The following is a 16,252-nucleotide window of genomic DNA, read 5'->3' on the forward strand; positions in this document are numbered from 1 at the left end:
AATGAAACTCTACAACCTTAAAGATCATAACGAGCAGGTCAGCTTCGCGCAGGCGGTGACTCAGGGACTGGGCAAAAATCAGGGGCTGTTCTTCCCCCACGATCTGCCGGAATTCCAGCTGACCGACATCGACGAACTGCTGAAGCAGGACTTTGTCACCCGCAGCACCAAAATTCTGTCCGCGTTTATCGGCGACGAAATCCCGCAGGAGCTTCTGGAAGAGCGCGTGCGCGCGGCGTTCGCTTTCCCGGCGCCGGTGAAGCAGGTGGAGCCTGATGTCGGCTGTCTGGAGCTGTTCCACGGTCCGACCCTGGCGTTTAAGGATTTCGGCGGCCGCTTTATGGCACAGATGCTGACCCATATCAGCGGCGACAAACCGGTGACCATCCTGACCGCCACTTCCGGCGATACCGGCGCAGCGGTGGCGCACGCGTTCTACGGCCTGAAAAACGTCCGCGTGGTGATCCTCTATCCGAAAGGCAAAATCAGCCCGCTGCAGGAAAAACTGTTCTGCACCCTCGGCGGCAACATTGAAACCGTAGCGATCGACGGCGATTTCGATGCCTGCCAGGCGCTGGTCAAGCAGGCCTTCGACGATGAAGAGCTGAAGGCCGCGCTGGGGCTGAACTCGGCGAACTCTATCAACATCAGCCGTCTGCTGGCGCAGATCTGCTACTACTTCGAAGCGGTGGCGCAGCTGCCGCAGGAAGCGCGCAATCAGCTGGTGGTTTCGGTACCAAGCGGTAACTTCGGTGACCTGACGGCGGGTCTGCTGGCGAAATCCCTGGGTCTGCCGGTGAAGCGTTTTATCGCCGCCACCAACGCCAACGACACCGTGCCGCGCTTCCTGAAAGACGGGAAGTGGGCGCCAAACGCGACGCAGGCAACGCTCTCCAATGCCATGGACGTGTCCCAGCCGAACAACTGGCCGCGCGTGGAAGAACTGTTCCGCCGCAAGGTGTGGCGTCTGGGCGACCTGGGCTACGCTGCGGTGACGGACGAAACCACCAAAGCCACCATGCGCGAGCTGAAAGCGGTGGGCTACACCTCTGAACCGCACGCGGCGATTGCCTACCGCGCGCTGCGCGACCAGCTTAACCCGGGTGAATATGGCCTGTTCCTGGGCACCGCGCATCCGGCGAAGTTCAAAGAGAGCGTGGAAGCGATCCTGGGCGAAACGTTGCCGCTGCCAAAAGAGCTGGCCGAGCGTGCCGACCTGCCGCTGCTGTCGCATGAGCTGCCAGCGGACTTTGCGGCGCTGCGTAAGCTGATGATGACCCGCGCGTGATTTTATTGCCCGGTGGCGGCTACGCCTTACCGGGCCTACAACGTCCCCAATCGTAGGCCGGGTAAGGCATAGGCGCCACCCGGCTTTTTTGTGAAGAAATTAAGGAGAGAAAAAGCAGGAAAAAAGCAGAAATTCCCAATAAATGCGGTCACTTAGCGTTTAGGATTGCAGAGAATAACTTCCCCCGTTCCCCTCGCGTACTCTCCTTACATCGGCCCACGTTGGGCAAGAAGAATAAGGAGTCACCTGTGTCTACACTGAAACCTGCACTCATCGCGCTTTCTCTGGTGCTGGTCGCCCCCATGGCGGTACAGGCATCTGAAATTACCCTCGTACCTGCGGTAAAACTGCAGATTGGCGATCGGGATAACAACGGGCATTACTGGGATGGCGGCCGCTGGCGCGACCATGACTGGTGGAAGGCGCATTATGACTGGCGCGATAACCGCTGGCGTCCGCATGACGAGCATCGCGATCGTGACCACCACCACGATGACCGTCGCCATGACGATCATCGTCCGGGCCCGGACTGGAAGCACCATTAACGCAACACCCCGCCAGATGGCGGGGTTTAGTTTTACTGCTCGTGGCGCTTAAATACCAGCTCACCTTTCCCTGACGACGCCTCGTCAAAGAAATAGCCGTCGGTGTTGAACCCGGTTAACTGCTCCGGCTTCGTCAGGCGGTTCTGGATGATGTAGCGGCTCATCAGGCCGCGCGCTTTCTTAGCGTAGAAGCTGATCACCTTGAACTTGCCGTTCTTCTCGTCGAGGAACACCGGCTTGATAATTTCCGCCTCCAGCTTTTTCGGTTTCACCGACTTGTAGTACTCATCGGATGCCAGGTTAATCACCACGTTATCGCCCTGGGCGTGCAGCGCCGCGTTCAGCTTGTCGGCGATGATGTCGCCCCAGAAATGGTACAGGTCTTTGCCTTTGGCGTTTTCCAGGCGAATGCCCATCTCCAGACGATACGGCTGCATCAGATCCAGCGGGCGCAGTACGCCGTAAAGACCCGACAGCATGCGCAGATGCTGCTGGGCGAAATCGAAATCGGCTTCACTGAAGTCTTCCGCCTGCAGGCCGGTGTAGACATCACCTTTAAACGCCAGAATCGCCTGGCGAGCGTTGGCAGGGGTGAAATCCGGGTGCCACTCGTGGAACCGGGTCGCGTTAAGGTCTGCCAGCTTGTCGCTGATGCTCATCAGCGAAGCAATTTGCGGCGCAGAGAGCTTGCGCGCTTCGCGGATCAGCTGTTGCGAGTAATCCAGCAGTTCTGGCTGGGTATAGCGCTCGGTGGCAAGAGGGCTCTGGTAGTCGAGCGTTTTTGCAGGTGAAATCAGAATCAGCATATCCAGTCCTTGCAGGAAATTTAGAGCGACTTTAACAAAAAATCGCCCTGAATTGATCGATAGCTGTTATTGCCGGGGCAAATCATCCCAGGTGCCGGGGGCAAGCTGAGACGCAATTTCGGGATAGCGTGCGGCATCAAATACCGGCTGTACGCCGAGCTTGCGCTGGCGAAGGTAATCCCTGGCAATAAGGGTCACTACGGGCGAGAGCAGCAGGATCGCCGTCAGGTTAGTGATGGCCATGAACGCCATAATGACATCTGCCAGCTGCCAGACCAGCGGCATGGTGAGAAGGGCACCCGCAAGCACCATCAGGATCACGCCCAGGCGAAGCAAGATGATGACAGGACGAGAGTCGACTCTCAGAAATGTGAGGTTGTTTTCGGCGTACAGGTAATTCACCACAATCGAGCTGAAGGCGAACAGCATCAGAATGAGCGAGACAAATCCCGAGCCCCAGCCGCCGGTCAGGTTCACCAGCGCCTGCTGGAGAAGCTGTATTCCGTCGATATCCGACTCATGCGCTACAGGACCGGCCAGCAGGAGGATCATGGCGCTGGCCGAACAGATAATAACGGTATCCATAAACACGCCGATCATCTGCACGATACCCTGTGCAGCCGGGTGCGGTGGCCAGGACGCGGCGGTAGCTGCCGCGTTGGGAGTGGACCCCATTCCGGCTTCATTGGAGAACATGCCTCGTTGAAAACCCGCCATCAGTGCCTGGCTCAGGGTATAGCCCAGTGCGCCTGACGCCACTTCACGCCAGCCAAAGGCGCTTTTAAAGATGGTTGCAATGACGTCCGGAACCTGATCAACATGCAGTGCAGCGACGACCAGACTCGCGGTCACCCAGAGCAGCGCCATAATCGGAACCAGCCACTGCATCAGGCGGGCAATGCCTTTAAGGCCGATAGAAATGGTGAGCAGAACAACGAGGGCTAAAACGCTGCCGGTGAGCCATTCCGGGCAGGAGAAGGCATAGCGGAGGGCATGGGCGACCGAGTTTGACTGCACGGTATTAAAAATAAGACCGTATGCGATCAGTAAAAAAAGCGAGAACAGCACGCCCATCCAGCGCATCCCTAAGCCACGGGCCATATACCAGGCCGGGCCGCCGCGAAACTGTCCGTTTCTGTCTTTCTCTTTGTAGAGTTGCGCCAGCGAACTTTCGGCAAAAGAGGTGGCCATCCCGAGAATTGCCGTCACCCACATCCAGAACACCGCGCCAGGCCCGCCAGCGCTAATGGCCAGCGCAACGCCCGCCAGGTTTCCGCTGCCGAGGCGCGCCGCCAGGCTGGTACAGAGCGCCTGAAACGACGTTAATCCGCCCGGTTGGGGCGTGACGCTGTTTTTCAGACTTCTGCCAAACTTGCGAATATAGCGAAACTGGATAAACCCACTGCGTAGCGTAAACCAGATACCTGCTCCCATAAGCAGGTAGATCATTATTGAACCCCAGAGGACTTCGTTAATAAAGAAAAAGAAATCAGGCATTAACGTCCCTCTTGTTGATGCCAACGTGAATATGTAAGCGCTACCACTGATTGGGCATGCTGTTGCTTAGCAGCCTGTTAATACTCTGAGTTTATCATACTCTGCCTAAGCGCACTGTCTGCGGTTGCGCTACCCCTCCGTCGTGTTATCATCAGGGCAGACCGGTTACATCCCCCTAACAAGTAAACCTGTCATTTTTCCGCTGCAGGCATGCTGTCGGTAGCGTGAATTATCCAGGGCACGTTAAAAGAGAAACACTATCATGACGGATAAATTGACCTCCCTTCGTCAGTTCACCACTGTCGTAGCTGACACCGGAGATATCGCGGCAATGAAGCTGTACCAGCCGCAGGATGCCACAACTAACCCTTCTCTGATCCTTAACGCCGCACAGATCCCTGAGTATCGCAAACTGATTGACGACGCAGTGACCTGGGCGAAAGCGCAGAGCAACGACCGCGCACAGCAGGTTGTGGATGCTACCGACAAGCTGGCAGTGAACATCGGTCTGGAAATTCTGAAGCTGGTTCCTGGCCGTATCTCTACCGAAGTGGATGCACGTCTCTCCTACGACACCGAAGCGTCAATCGCCAAAGCGAAACGTCTGATCAAAATGTACAACGATGCGGGCATCAGCAACGACCGTATCCTGATCAAACTGGCTTCAACCTGGCAGGGCATTCGTGCCGCTGAGCAGCTGGAAAAAGAAGGCATCAACTGTAACCTGACCCTGCTGTTCTCCTTCGCGCAGGCGCGCGCATGTGCAGAAGCCGGCGTGTACCTGATTTCTCCGTTCGTGGGCCGTATTCTGGACTGGTACAAAGCCAACACCGACAAGAAAGAGTACGCTGCGTCTGAAGATCCCGGCGTGATTTCCGTGACTGAAATCTACGAATACTACAAACAGCATGGCTATGAGACCGTGGTTATGGGCGCAAGCTTCCGTAACGTCGGTGAAATCATCGAGCTGGCTGGCTGTGACCGCCTGACCATCGCCCCTGCGCTGCTGAAAGAGCTGGCGGAAAGCGAAGGTGCTATCGAGCGTAAACTGTCTTACACCGGCGAAGTGAAAGCGCGCCCGGAGCGCATCACTGAATCCGAGTTCCTGTGGCAGCACAACCAGGATCCAATGGCTGTAGACAAACTGGCGGACGGTATCCGTAAGTTTGCAATCGACCAGGAAAAACTGGAAAAAATGATCGGCGACCTGCTGTAATCATTCCGCGTGACCGGGCTCCCGGTCACGCGTCTTCCCCTGCCTCTGTCTGAATTTCCTCTCTGCGTGTATCATTCCCATTAATCAGTACTTTTTGAATGGAATGGATATGAATACCTTACGCATCGGCTTAGTGTCGATTTCTGACCGCGCCTCCAGCGGTGTCTATCAGGATAAAGGCATCCCCGCCCTGGAAGAGTGGCTGAGCAGCGCGCTCACTACTCCGTTTGAGATCCAGACTCGCCTGATCCCGGACGAGCAGCCGATCATTGAGCAGACCCTGTGTGAGCTGGTGGATGAGATGAGTTGTCACCTTGTGCTGACAACGGGCGGAACCGGCCCCGCGCGTCGCGACGTGACGCCGGACGCGACGCTGGCGGTTGCCGACCGCGAAATGCCGGGCTTTGGTGAACAGATGCGCCAGATCAGTCTACACTTTGTCCCGACGGCCATTCTCTCCCGCCAGGTGGGGGTGATTCGCAAACAGGCGCTGATTCTGAACCTGCCGGGCCAGCCGAAGTCGATCAAAGAGACGCTGGAAGGGCTGAAGGGGGAAGACGGCAGCGTCATTGTGCACGGCATCTTCGCCAGTGTACCGTATTGTATACAGCTGCTTGACGGTCCGTATGTGGAAACCGATGAGAAAGTAGTAGCAGCTTTTCGTCCGAAAAACGCACGCCGCGATACAATCTCCTGAAATTAACAAATATGTGACATTAGCTGAAGCGGCGATAGCGTGGTAAAGCTTTTACGGTATAGTAATTTTTTCTTTACGATTACTGTAAAAATAAATCCACAACACACGCATAATGGTTCGCTATGTCACATAACACCCGACCTCTGAATCGACAGGACTACAAAACCCTTACGCTCGCCGCGCTGGGCGGCGCGCTGGAGTTTTACGACTTCATCATCTTCGTCTTCTTCGCCGCCGTGGTGGGAGAACTCTTCTTCCCGGCCGATATCCCGGAATGGCTGCGTCAGGTGCAAACCTTCGGCATTTTTGCCGCCGGGTATCTGGCGCGTCCGCTTGGCGGCATTGTGATGGCGCACTTTGGCGATCTGGTCGGGCGTAAGAAGATGTTTACCCTCAGCATCCTGCTGATGGCCGTGCCGACGCTGGTCATCGGTCTGCTCCCTACCTATGCCTCGATGGGCATTCTTGCTCCGTTGCTGCTGTTGCTGATGCGCGTCCTTCAGGGCGCCGCGATTGGCGGTGAAGTGCCGGGCGCGTGGGTGTTTGTCGCGGAGCATGTTCCGGCGCGCCGCATCGGCATTGCCTGCGGAACCTTAACGGCGGGGTTGACCGTCGGGATCCTGTTGGGGTCGGTGGTGGCGACGATAGTCAACACCAGCATGACGCAGCAGGCCGTGCACGACTGGGGCTGGAGACTTCCGTTCCTGCTGGGCGGGGCGTTTGGTCTGGTGGCAATGTACCTGCGCCGCTGGCTGCAGGAGACGCCGATTTTCCTCGAAATGCAGCAGCGTAAAGCGCTGGCGCAGGAGCTGCCGGTCAAAGCCGTCGTGGTGCGTCATAAAAAAGCGGTGGTGGTGTCGATGCTGCTCACCTGGCTGCTTTCCGCGGGCATTGTGGTGGTGATTTTGATGTCGCCGGTGTGGCTGCAGAAGCAGTACGGTTTCACCCCTGCCGTGACTTTACAGGCAAACAGTATCGCGACAATCATGCTCTGCTTTGGTTGTCTGGCCGCCGGGCTGGCGGCGGATCGTTTCGGTGCCAGCCTGACCTTCATCGTCGGTAGCCTGCTGCTGGCCGCGTCGAGCTGGGCGTTTTACCACCTGGCGGGCAGCCATCCTGAACAGCTGTTCCTGTTGTACGGTGTGGTAGGTCTTTGCGTGGGCGTCGTCGGCGCTGTGCCGTACGTGATGGTGCGTGCCTTCCCGCCGGAAGTGCGTTTCACCGGGATCTCGTTCTCTTACAACGTCTCGTATGCCATTTTCGGCGGGCTGACGCCGATTGCGGTTACCGTGCTGATGGGCGTGTCGCCGTTGGCGCCCGCCTGGTATGTACTCGCACTTTCGCTGATGGGGCTGGTATTAGGATTGTGGCTTCGTCAGGCGGGGGAATGTCGTGCCCGAGAGGCGGGCACGACAGAGGGATCAGTGTTTTTCACCAATAGGTAAAATGGTGCGGTCAAACTGCTCGTTCAGCACTTCGCCCATTGCCAGGTAGATAGCGCTTGCGCCGCACACCAGGCCAATCCAGCCTGCTACGTGAACGATGCCCTCGTTATCCGCCAGGTGGCCAATCGCCAGCAGGGCGAACAGCACGGTCAGGCTCAGGAAGACGAACTGCAGCGCGCGGTTACCTTTCAGGGTGCCGAAGAACATGAACAGGGTGAACACGCCCCACAGACCCAGGTACACGCCCAGGAAATGGGCGTTTGCCGCGTCTGCCAGACCCATTTTAGGCATCACCAGAATGGCGACCAGGGTCAGCCAGAACGAGCCGTAAGAGGTGAAGGCGGTTAAGCCGAAGGTGTTGCCTTTCTTATATTCCAGCAGGCCCGCGAAGATTTGCGCGATACCGCCGTAAAAAATGCCCATCGCCAGGATAATGCCATCCATCGGGAACATCCCGATGTTGTGCAGGTTCAGCAGGATGGTGGTCATGCCAAAACCCATCAGGCCCAGCGGAGCCGGATTAGCCAACTTAGTGTTGCCCATAAGTCCTCAAAAAAATCATCATTAATATGGTGAAATGGTTAAACCCGCGTCAATACTCCCTGACGGGGCGCGGCATCATAATGGGCACGAGAGGCTACGTCTATGATCTGGATAGGGTGAAATAAAAAATTTTTACTGGAGAAGTAGGTAAGGCAATCTCTCTAGTTATTTCTATGCCAAAAAAACTCCGCGCTTAACCAGACAGTACGTCATACGGCTCTGAATCTCTTCATGAGTTGTTAAAGTTGGATTTGACAATAGCTACTGGTATGGATGGGAAAATTTATACAGAGGCGAGTGTTACTAACAACATACACGATTTAATAATGTCTTTTTTCTTGTTCATACGGGTAAATGAAGAGTCACTGACTAAGCAAAACGTGCGCTTTAAACCTCATTGAAGCTGATTGAGTAGCATCAATCGGGGCAACCTACGAACATAAAAAGTGCAGACTCAACGCCTATCTGGTTTGATGCAACACCGCCAAATACTGAGGCAGTAAAGCCGCAAAAGAGGCCGTGAGATTGTTGCTCTTGAGTTGAGGTAAATATCGGGTAGCGGATTACCTCAAGGAAAATAGCGCATCTATCCGCTGCAGTTGGATAAAAAGACACAAAACGAAAAGAAAGAAGTTTGTTGGACTGTACCGAATGTCAAAAAAATGCGGTTAAATCGGGCGTTGAAGGGGAAAAGATCCTAACCTTGAACAAGGTTACTCATCATCTGGAGAATTATTTTCCCCCTGTTTGCACGCCTGCTGAGTTTACGAGTCTTCGATATGTCACCAGCAACAACAAAATGCCATAAGGTGATCAAAAAAGAAATTACGATACTTTTTGGTATGGGGATTTTACACTGCGGTCACTGTGGTGGCGCTATGACTTCATTCAGTAAGCCGGGAAAATTCGCTACATGTGCGAGTCCGGAAAGATGTGGATGTATTCCTGCAAAGCGTGGAGTATGTCCGGTGCATTTTTCGAGCGTTCTTTATAGCATCCACTTATGGGCGGGTAAATATCTTTGGTAATGGAAGATCAGAATGTGAGAGAGTCGCTTGCAGATCAGATTAATTCCAAACGAAGCGAATTTGAGCTTATCGATTTGCAGATTGGAAATGTGGCAACAGCGATCACTATGGACCGTAATCAGGAGTTTTTAATAACTCAGCTAAAGGAATTGCAATTATGTAAAGATGGGATGCTATTGGAACTGGAGAAATTGACCCAACGTGAATTTTTTACAAGTTTCTCCTGAGTAGCAAATCGAGAAAATTATTAATACGGTGAAGTTGATCACCCTGAATTTACTTGAGGATACAACACATCCAGACCGATTGAACATTCGTGAAGTTGCTCTGTGATTTAGGCTTTGAACTTAAATCTAAAGGGCTTGGGAAAGTTAATGTTCGCGGAGGTATTAGCTCCGCGTTTTCTTTTTTCTACATTTAATGTGCTTAAAGATGGGCGAGAATTAGTTTTCGCATTTATATAGCGTAATAACACCATTGTCAGCATAAGACTGCATGAAATCAGGATCATTAACCCAAAAATATTTCATTTTATTATTGTCGAAGAATCCTTTCCAGCGGAATTCGCCATTTTTTTTGATGATACTAAGTTCTGCCACAGGTTTTATCGGGCTTACATTTTTCCAGTCGAAGTTCATGCCGCCTCTGCCAAGGTCTGCAACACTATCATAAAAAATATCAATTTTATCGTTATCGACTTCCTTTGCATGAATGTTGATAACTATTTGATTATCATTAACAACTAGACTAGTTGGTTTGTTATTTATTTTTATGGAAAAACCATCATTATCACAAGTGGTCGACCACATACCGAAATTTGAGTTTGCATGTGTTGTCATAGAAATTAATAATAGCAAAAACGGCCAAATTTTCATTGCTCAGACTCCGCAATAGTTGAAATATACCCAATATCAAGATGAAGGTCTGACCTTCCAGCTAATTCTTCCTCAAGATAATGATTGTACAAAGAAAGTGCTTCTTGTTCTGATTTTGCAGGCTGACCATACCTACCCGGCGGAAGGCTTGCCCATTCGTAGCTCAGTATATCTAACGCCCCTACAATATCACCAGACATGATTTTATCTAAGGAGCGTTTCCTTTTATATTTAAAAATTAAAACACAAAACTTATCCTGAGATTCAGGTGTAAAATCAGTAATGCCTTTATTAGCCCTAATTGATGTCATTTTGGGATCATACCAGGTATAGCCCATTACCTGGTATGCTCCTGCTGCTGACGAAGTAAGATTACCTCGTGTAATCGAAATCTGAGGGTGATTGCTAAAGTCTTTATGGTAATGCCTAATGAAGGATTGTCCACCGAATAACGTTTCATATCCAGCTTCCCCTACCGTACCTTCTCCAACTCGAAGCATACGCATAAATGCCCTTACCCTTGCTTCTTCAAGAGACAATGCAGAAAAGTTCAACGCATTAAGAAATACCACGGGATGCATATGCCAGACAGGTTCACCACTGCTGAACTCAGGCACCTGGCTCATCCATTCCATATCGTCGAGCCACTGTCGTACATACGACACATACAGACGGTCTGTGCGTTGCAGGAACGTTTTCCAGCGGTGGTGCTGACTGCCGCCAAACCATTCGCTGTCATGCTTTACCACCATTCGGGACGCAATATCCCGTACATCCATCTCCGGAAAGTGGACCGCGTGATACAGCTCTGCCCCGGACAGGTCGCCACTGCTGTCACTGTCCATTTTTCGGAGGATAGCCTTGTACCAGCTGGAAACCTGTTTTTCCTGAATCCCCCGCTCAGGCCGCACCCACTCCGCAAGCTGCGTGAACGCCGATTTTATCCAGCCCTCATGCAGTGATTGCGTCATATCGGTCGTGGGCGGCTCTTCAAAGGCTGAGAACCCGAGCTTCATCAGATCGTACTGAGCAATGTCCGCATCCACATCTCCCTCACTCAGCCAGGCACCTTCCCCGATAGTAAACCAGCGTTTTCCGCTACTGTCGGTGAACGGGTGGCACTTATCCTGCGGCAGAATTTGGTGAATGTCTTTCTTCACTTTTCCGGTCGTGCGGGTGAAGGTGTCGCCGGATCGCGTATACAGGTAGCTATCCGGATGGATATGAATATACGTCTGACCGCTTTTAACCTGAGCCGTGTTGCTCAGAAAATCTTGCATACGGCTGTCGGTACTCAGCAGCTCGATATGCACAAAGGCGCTTTTCTCCACCCCCTGCATCCCGTCCGGGGCGATATCCTCCGCCAGATATCCCACCGCATCCCCCGCCGCAACCGTGCATCTGGTGGCGGACGTGACGACCGCATCATACACTCCCTGCGCGATGGCCTGCTGCATCCAGGCGGGCAGGTGCGCCCGTTGCTCTCCATCCGGGGTCATAAATATCGGGTCAAGAGCCACCCAGAACGCCGCGCCGTTCATCTCTGACTTACTGTTCAGCGTCCGGGCAAGCCCGAATCGCTGAGGTATTCCGTTCAGTTCAAACGTGTTTTCCCCTAATACCACCACGCGATCACCTGTTGTCAGATGCTCTCCGGAAGGTGTGGGTGCCTGTTCTCCCGGTTTTTCCTGCCCGGTATAGTGGCGTTTTCGCAGTTTGTTTCCCTGCTCCGTGACCTGATATAGCATATGCACCGGAAAGGCAGACAGCGGGGCAAGCCCCATGTAAAGCGCGTAAAAATCCAGAGCGTTATCTGGTTTTTCGGGGGCCGGTGTGCAGGTGGATTTCACCAGCACAAAGGTACTGGAGTACTGCAACGTATTACCCATGTAATCGCCGGACAGATAGTCCTTATTCAGCCGCCAGGCAACCACCTCGCCACCAGTCATAAACTGAAGCGGGACGGTGGTATCTGCTGTTTCGCGAGTGAGTACTGATCCTGGCGCACTTACATCTGTAATATGAAGTCCACCATGCCACATGGCATTTGTCCCGGCAAGCCAGGAACCATGAGGCTCCTGAAGTATACGGGCCATAATGTCATCTACTGTGGAGTAAGAGTCGCCGTTTGCTTTTTTGGCAGGAAAACAGATGTCCATTTGCATAGTCCCTTACAGCTAAGAAGTTAAGCCTTTGATGAAGCAGTTTTAGCTTATTTTACAAACAATAACCACATGAGCAATAAGTGTTAGACTTAAGTGAAACTTTCTTTCGTAACATTCGGTAAGCCCAGAGCAAAAGGTGATTTTATGCTTGACCTGATTTCTTACCCTGATGCAGAGCGTTGGCTTAATGATGCAATCAGGCGACATTCATCAGAAATTTATGGAAAAATAAAACCTGCGGTGGTTTGGACTAACGCTTTGGATGAGGAAGGTCAATTAATTGTTCCTATTGATCCAAATGAGCTATCCAGAAGGATCAATCGAGATCCGTTCATAATACTCCATAATCATGATCCTGGTAATCCGAAGGGTCAGGTCTTGGAAAGCGCTGTTTTTGATGATGGTTCTGGCGTTGTCTTTGTTGCAGCGATTATGGGATTTTACGCTGGAGGTAATACGATAGAGTTCGGATCTATGGATTTAAACTTGAACGATGTTTACCAATCTCCCCGAGAGCTACCAGATTTGCCCAAAGAAGCCTCGATTGAATTAGTTTTTGATCCAAGAGATGTCAGTCCACAGTGGATTGAATATATTAGCAAAGATGCACCGCTAGAAATTAGGATCAACGAGTCATCGTATAATGATGCCCAAACTACTCACGAACTAATTAGCATTGGGATCGGCTACTTGGCTATTGTCTGGAATCCGTTTGTGACGGCTGTTGCCTCAGAAGCTGGCAAGAAAACATACACAGCTTTTTACAACTGGATTTCAAAACTATTCAATGAGTTATCTGAAAGAAAAAATCCCATCATCAATATTGTTTCCCACCAAAGCGGGTGCCAAATATTTTTCATACTTCGTGGTAAAGACGTAAAGCAACACTATGCTGCCCATCGAATGCTTTCGAGTGCTGGTGTGCAAGCGGTAGAGTTGATAAGAAAATTAAAAGAGCAAGACAAGATTCCAACACAGCTAACATATGAATGGGATAAAGAAGCACAGTTATGGTACCCATCATATACAGTGCTTACTGACAAAAGCATAATTGTTGATCGAGGGACTCTTATCGCGATAGAACAATTACCCAAAGGCTTAAGTTTAGGATTTAGTAAAGTAAATTCAAACACATAGTTACAAAAGAGCTATCGATTTTCCAATTAGGGTACCCGGCGCGAAAGTTTTACCGGAAACAAACTTTAGACGTTGGGCAAGGGTATAGCGGGCTTCAGCGTTTTCAATAAGGCGGTGCTGTGCTTCGGGGCCGGGTTGGTATCTGGCTGCAATCTCGTCAATAAAGGATTGTAGCTCAGGTGAAATTTCATTCTGGGGGCTTTTTTTCGTTGCCATAATTGGTCTCCGTAATCGGTGAAAGTTGGACATAAGAGCTCGCTGGCGCTAATTTGCGTCAGTAGTACCGTTTTGCGGCAGTTTTGTTGTGTTTAGTAAGCTGTGGTAAACGTCTGGTTGCATGTAGGACAGTAGTTCGGTCGTCCAGCTATCATAAGATACCAGCGGCACACACTCGAACGGTCAACAATGAAATCCACCAGCCCAAAATCGACAAATGCCGCTAAATTCCTGTGCGTTGTCGATAAAGGAATATTCACCAGTCGTGACAGGTCAAAAGCTGTTAACGGGATATGGTTTTGCGTCAGGTAGTGAAGAAGGTGGATTCGTGAAGTCGTCAGAGTCAGCCCGGATTTCCTGAGAATGCTGACCAGCGTTTTACGTTCTTCTGAGGAAAGCGGTGAAAAAGCTGGTAGCGTTAAGGCAAAGCACAAAATGACCTCTCAATAAGTTATTCATTATAAGAGGTATTTTATTATATATATTGATAAATTTAAATGAGAATCTTTATCATTTATTATTGTGGGGAAAGGTTCGTCTAAATGAAAATGGGCTTGCCCATAAGTCCTCAAAAAAATCATCATTAATATGGTGAAATGGTTAAACCCGCGTCAATACTCCCTGACGGGGCGCGGCATCATAATGGGCGCAATCGATGCCGCCTATGATCTCATCAGGGTGAAATTAAAATTTTTTTTATCGTTCCCCCTTGATGGATGCCGTCGCGACCCCATCTTGTAGTCAACCGCAGTGTGTGGACCTGAAAAAAATCAAATCTGGGCAGTTGAAAAAGCACGTTCTGCCCTTATTACAGGTACACAACCACATGTTGACTGAATTTTTAGTGGAGACGTTTAGATGGGTAAAATTATTGGTATCGACCTGGGTACTACCAACTCTTGTGTAGCGATTATGGATGGCACGACTGCTCGTGTGCTGGAGAACGCCGAGGGCGATCGCACCACGCCTTCTATCATTGCTTATACCCAGGATGGTGAAACTCTGGTTGGTCAGCCGGCTAAACGTCAGGCAGTGACAAACCCGCAAAACACCCTGTTTGCGATTAAACGCCTGATTGGTCGCCGCTTCCAGGACGAAGAAGTTCAGCGTGACGTTTCTATCATGCCTTACAAAATCATCGCGGCAGATAACGGCGATGCGTGGCTTGATGTGAAAGGCACCAAAACTGCACCACCGCAGATCTCTGCTGAAGTGCTGAAGAAAATGAAGAAAACGGCTGAAGATTACCTGGGTGAGCCGGTAACTGAAGCTGTTATCACCGTACCTGCCTACTTCAACGATGCTCAGCGTCAGGCAACGAAAGATGCTGGCCGTATCGCAGGTCTGGAAGTAAAACGTATCATCAACGAACCAACCGCAGCTGCGCTGGCTTACGGTCTGGATAAAGAAGTTGGCAACCGTACTATCGCGGTTTACGACCTGGGTGGTGGTACCTTCGATATCTCTATTATCGAAATCGACGAAGTTGACGGCGAAAAAACCTTCGAAGTTCTGGCAACCAACGGTGATACCCACCTGGGTGGTGAAGACTTCGATACCCGTCTGATCAACTACCTCGTTGACGAGTTCAAGAAAGATCAGGGCATTGACCTGCGTAACGACCCGCTGGCGATGCAGCGCCTGAAAGAAGCCGCTGAGAAAGCGAAGATCGAACTGTCTTCCGCTCAGCAGACCGACGTGAACCTGCCGTACATTACCGCAGATGCGACCGGTCCTAAACACATGAACATCAAAGTGACCCGTGCGAAACTGGAAAGCCTGGTAGAAGACCTGGTGAACCGTTCCATCGAGCCGCTGAAAGTTGCTCTGCAGGATGCTGGCCTGTCCGTATCTGACATCCAGGACGTTATCCTGGTGGGTGGTCAGACCCGTATGCCAATGGTTCAGAAGAAAGTGGCTGAATTCTTTGGTAAAGAACCACGGAAAGACGTTAACCCGGACGAAGCGGTCGCAATCGGCGCTGCGGTTCAGGGTGGCGTACTGACCGGTGAAGTTAAAGACGTACTGCTGCTGGACGTTACCCCGCTGTCTCTGGGTATCGAAACCATGGGTGGTGTGATGACTGCGCTCATCAACAAAAACACCACCATCCCAACGAAACACAGCCAGGTGTTCTCTACCGCTGAAGACAACCAGTCTGCGGTAACCATCCATGTGATTCAGGGTGAGCGTAAGCGTGCGGCGGATAACAAATCTCTGGGTCAGTTCAACCTGGACGGTATCAACCCGGCACCGCGCGGCATGCCGCAGATCGAAGTCACCTTCGACATCGATGCTGACGGTATCCTGCACGTGTCTGCGAAAGACAAAAACAGCGGTAAAGAGCAGAAGATCACCATCAAGGCATCTTCTGGCCTGAACGAAGCGGAAATCGAAAAAATGGTTCGCGATGCCGAAGCTAACGCGGAATCCGACCGTAAGTTCGAAGAGCTGGTTCAGACCCGTAACCAGGGTGACCATCTGCTGCACAGCACCCGTAAGCAGGTTGAAGAAGCAGGCGATAAACTGCCAGCGGAAGACAAGACGGCTATCGAAGCTGCACTGAGTGCGCTGGAATCCTCACTGAAAGGTGAAGACAAAGCGGACATCGAAGCGAAGATGCAGGAGCTGGCACAGGCTTCCCAGAAGCTGATGGAAATCGCTCAGCAGCAGCACGCACAGCAGCAGGCGGGCGCTGACGCTTCTGCGAACAACGCGAAAGACGACGACGTTGTCGACGCAGAGTTCGAAGAAGTTAAAGACAAAAAATAATCGCCCTGATGCAGGGTAATTA

General features: G+C 51.6%; 15 protein-coding genes. 8 read left to right on the top strand and 7 right to left on the bottom strand.

The features are described from left to right. Window position 1 precedes the first annotated feature (1 nt). Complete coding sequence (gene thrC / locus MX657_RS03770; protein WP_080328990.1) at window positions 2-1,288, top strand: threonine synthase; 1,287 nt, start codon at window positions 2-4, stop codon at window positions 1,286-1,288. A gap of 248 nt (window positions 1,289-1,536) precedes the next feature. Further along, complete coding sequence (locus MX657_RS03775) at window positions 1,537-1,833, top strand: DUF2502 domain-containing protein (protein ID WP_080328991.1); 297 nt, start codon at window positions 1,537-1,539, stop codon at window positions 1,831-1,833. Between the two features lie 32 nt (window positions 1,834-1,865). Here the strand turns inward: MX657_RS03775 and yaaA are convergent, their stop codons facing one another. Continuing rightward, on the bottom strand, window positions 1,866-2,639 hold the full coding sequence (gene yaaA / locus MX657_RS03780) for a peroxide stress protein YaaA (protein ID WP_119916075.1): 774 nt from the start codon (window positions 2,637-2,639) through the stop codon (window positions 1,866-1,868). A gap of 66 nt (window positions 2,640-2,705) precedes the next feature. Then, window positions 2,706-4,136, bottom strand: coding sequence for an alanine/glycine:cation symporter family protein (locus MX657_RS03785; RefSeq protein WP_080328993.1), 1,431 nt, complete (start codon window positions 4,134-4,136; stop codon window positions 2,706-2,708). A 262-nt stretch (window positions 4,137-4,398) separates the two neighbouring features. On the opposite strand from MX657_RS03785, the gene tal reads away from it, so the two are divergent. The 3 genes from tal to MX657_RS03800 all read left to right on the top strand — a co-directional run bounded on the left by tal (window position 4,399) and on the right by MX657_RS03800 (window position 7,494). Then, complete coding sequence (gene tal, locus MX657_RS03790) at window positions 4,399-5,352, top strand: transaldolase (protein ID WP_080328994.1); 954 nt, start codon at window positions 4,399-4,401, stop codon at window positions 5,350-5,352. A 109-nt stretch (window positions 5,353-5,461) separates the two neighbouring features. Then, window positions 5,462-6,049: a molybdopterin adenylyltransferase gene (gene mog, locus MX657_RS03795; protein ID WP_119916073.1), complete on the top strand. Its 588-nt coding sequence runs from the start codon at window positions 5,462-5,464 to the stop codon at window positions 6,047-6,049. Window positions 6,050-6,171: 122 nt separating this feature from the next. Beyond that, window positions 6,172-7,494, top strand: coding sequence for an MFS transporter (locus tag MX657_RS03800; protein WP_346807362.1), 1,323 nt, complete (start codon window positions 6,172-6,174; stop codon window positions 7,492-7,494). Here MX657_RS03800 and satP read toward each other — a convergent pair. Then, a complete protein-coding gene (gene satP, locus MX657_RS03805; RefSeq protein WP_080328997.1) occupies window positions 7,471-8,037 on the bottom strand; it encodes an acetate uptake transporter in 567 nt (188 codons plus the stop codon). The genes MX657_RS03800 and satP overlap by 24 nt on opposite strands. Before the next feature lie 1,027 nt (window positions 8,038-9,064). Here satP and MX657_RS03810 point away from each other — a divergent pair. Next, window positions 9,065-9,292 (top strand): hypothetical protein, encoded by a 228-nt coding sequence (locus MX657_RS03810; protein WP_346807363.1) that lies wholly within the window; start codon window positions 9,065-9,067, stop codon window positions 9,290-9,292. A 216-nt stretch (window positions 9,293-9,508) separates the two neighbouring features. Here MX657_RS03810 and MX657_RS03815 read toward each other — a convergent pair whose 3' ends face one another. Together MX657_RS03815 and MX657_RS03820 are read right to left on the bottom strand one after the other, a co-directional pair. Continuing rightward, window positions 9,509-9,940, bottom strand: a complete 432-nt coding sequence (locus tag MX657_RS03815) for a hypothetical protein (protein ID WP_346807364.1) — start codon at window positions 9,938-9,940, stop codon at window positions 9,509-9,511. Beyond that, a complete protein-coding gene (locus MX657_RS03820) occupies window positions 9,937-12,105 on the bottom strand; it encodes a glycoside hydrolase family 24 protein (protein WP_346807365.1) in 2,169 nt (722 codons plus the stop codon). The genes MX657_RS03815 and MX657_RS03820 overlap by 4 nt, the downstream gene beginning before the upstream one ends. A 144-nt stretch (window positions 12,106-12,249) precedes the next feature. Here MX657_RS03820 and MX657_RS03825 point away from each other — a divergent pair, with 144 nt between their 5' ends. Next, window positions 12,250-13,242, top strand: coding sequence for a hypothetical protein (locus MX657_RS03825; protein ID WP_346807367.1), 993 nt, complete (start codon window positions 12,250-12,252; stop codon window positions 13,240-13,242). Here the strand turns inward: MX657_RS03825 and MX657_RS03830 are convergent, their stop codons facing one another. Continuing rightward, the gene (locus tag MX657_RS03830; protein WP_346807368.1) at window positions 13,243-13,458 is read right to left on the bottom strand and encodes a hypothetical protein; all 216 of its coding nucleotides are present in this window, start codon (window positions 13,456-13,458) and stop codon (window positions 13,243-13,245) included. A 92-nt stretch (window positions 13,459-13,550) separates the two neighbouring features. Continuing rightward, entirely contained in the window at window positions 13,551-13,892 is a 342-nt protein-coding gene (locus MX657_RS23660; protein WP_429844552.1) for a helix-turn-helix domain-containing protein, read from the bottom strand. A gap of 424 nt (window positions 13,893-14,316) precedes the next feature. Between MX657_RS23660 and dnaK the strand changes: the two genes are divergently transcribed. Further along, window positions 14,317-16,230, top strand: a complete 1,914-nt coding sequence (gene dnaK, locus MX657_RS03835; RefSeq protein ID WP_023310346.1) for a molecular chaperone DnaK — start codon at window positions 14,317-14,319, stop codon at window positions 16,228-16,230. Window positions 16,231-16,252 lie beyond the last annotated feature (22 nt).

Source organism: Enterobacter chuandaensis (assembly GCF_039718975.1).
In the GTDB taxonomy this organism is placed as follows: Bacteria; Pseudomonadota; Gammaproteobacteria; order Enterobacterales; family Enterobacteriaceae; genus Enterobacter; species Enterobacter chuandaensis.

Coding starts and splice junctions, on each gene's coding strand:
- thrC (WP_080328990.1), top strand. CDS start 2: ATGAAACTCTACAACCTTAAAGATCATAACGAGCAGGTCAGCTTCGCG.
- yaaA (WP_119916075.1), bottom strand. CDS start 2,639: ATGCTGATTCTGATTTCACCTGCAAAAACGCTCGACTACCAGAGCCCT.
- MX657_RS03785 (WP_080328993.1), bottom strand. CDS start 4,136: ATGCCTGATTTCTTTTTCTTTATTAACGAAGTCCTCTGGGGTTCAATA.
- tal (WP_080328994.1), top strand. CDS start 4,399: ATGACGGATAAATTGACCTCCCTTCGTCAGTTCACCACTGTCGTAGCT.
- mog (WP_119916073.1), top strand. CDS start 5,462: ATGAATACCTTACGCATCGGCTTAGTGTCGATTTCTGACCGCGCCTCC.
- MX657_RS03800 (WP_346807362.1), top strand. CDS start 6,172: ATGTCACATAACACCCGACCTCTGAATCGACAGGACTACAAAACCCTT.
- satP (WP_080328997.1), bottom strand. CDS start 8,037: ATGGGCAACACTAAGTTGGCTAATCCGGCTCCGCTGGGCCTGATGGGT.
- MX657_RS03810 (WP_346807363.1), top strand. CDS start 9,065: ATGGAAGATCAGAATGTGAGAGAGTCGCTTGCAGATCAGATTAATTCC.
- MX657_RS03815 (WP_346807364.1), bottom strand. CDS start 9,940: ATGAAAATTTGGCCGTTTTTGCTATTATTAATTTCTATGACAACACAT.
- MX657_RS03820 (WP_346807365.1), bottom strand. CDS start 12,105: ATGCAAATGGACATCTGTTTTCCTGCCAAAAAAGCAAACGGCGACTCT.
- MX657_RS03825 (WP_346807367.1), top strand. CDS start 12,250: ATGCTTGACCTGATTTCTTACCCTGATGCAGAGCGTTGGCTTAATGAT.
- MX657_RS03830 (WP_346807368.1), bottom strand. CDS start 13,458: ATGGCAACGAAAAAAAGCCCCCAGAATGAAATTTCACCTGAGCTACAA.
- dnaK (WP_023310346.1), top strand. CDS start 14,317: ATGGGTAAAATTATTGGTATCGACCTGGGTACTACCAACTCTTGTGTA.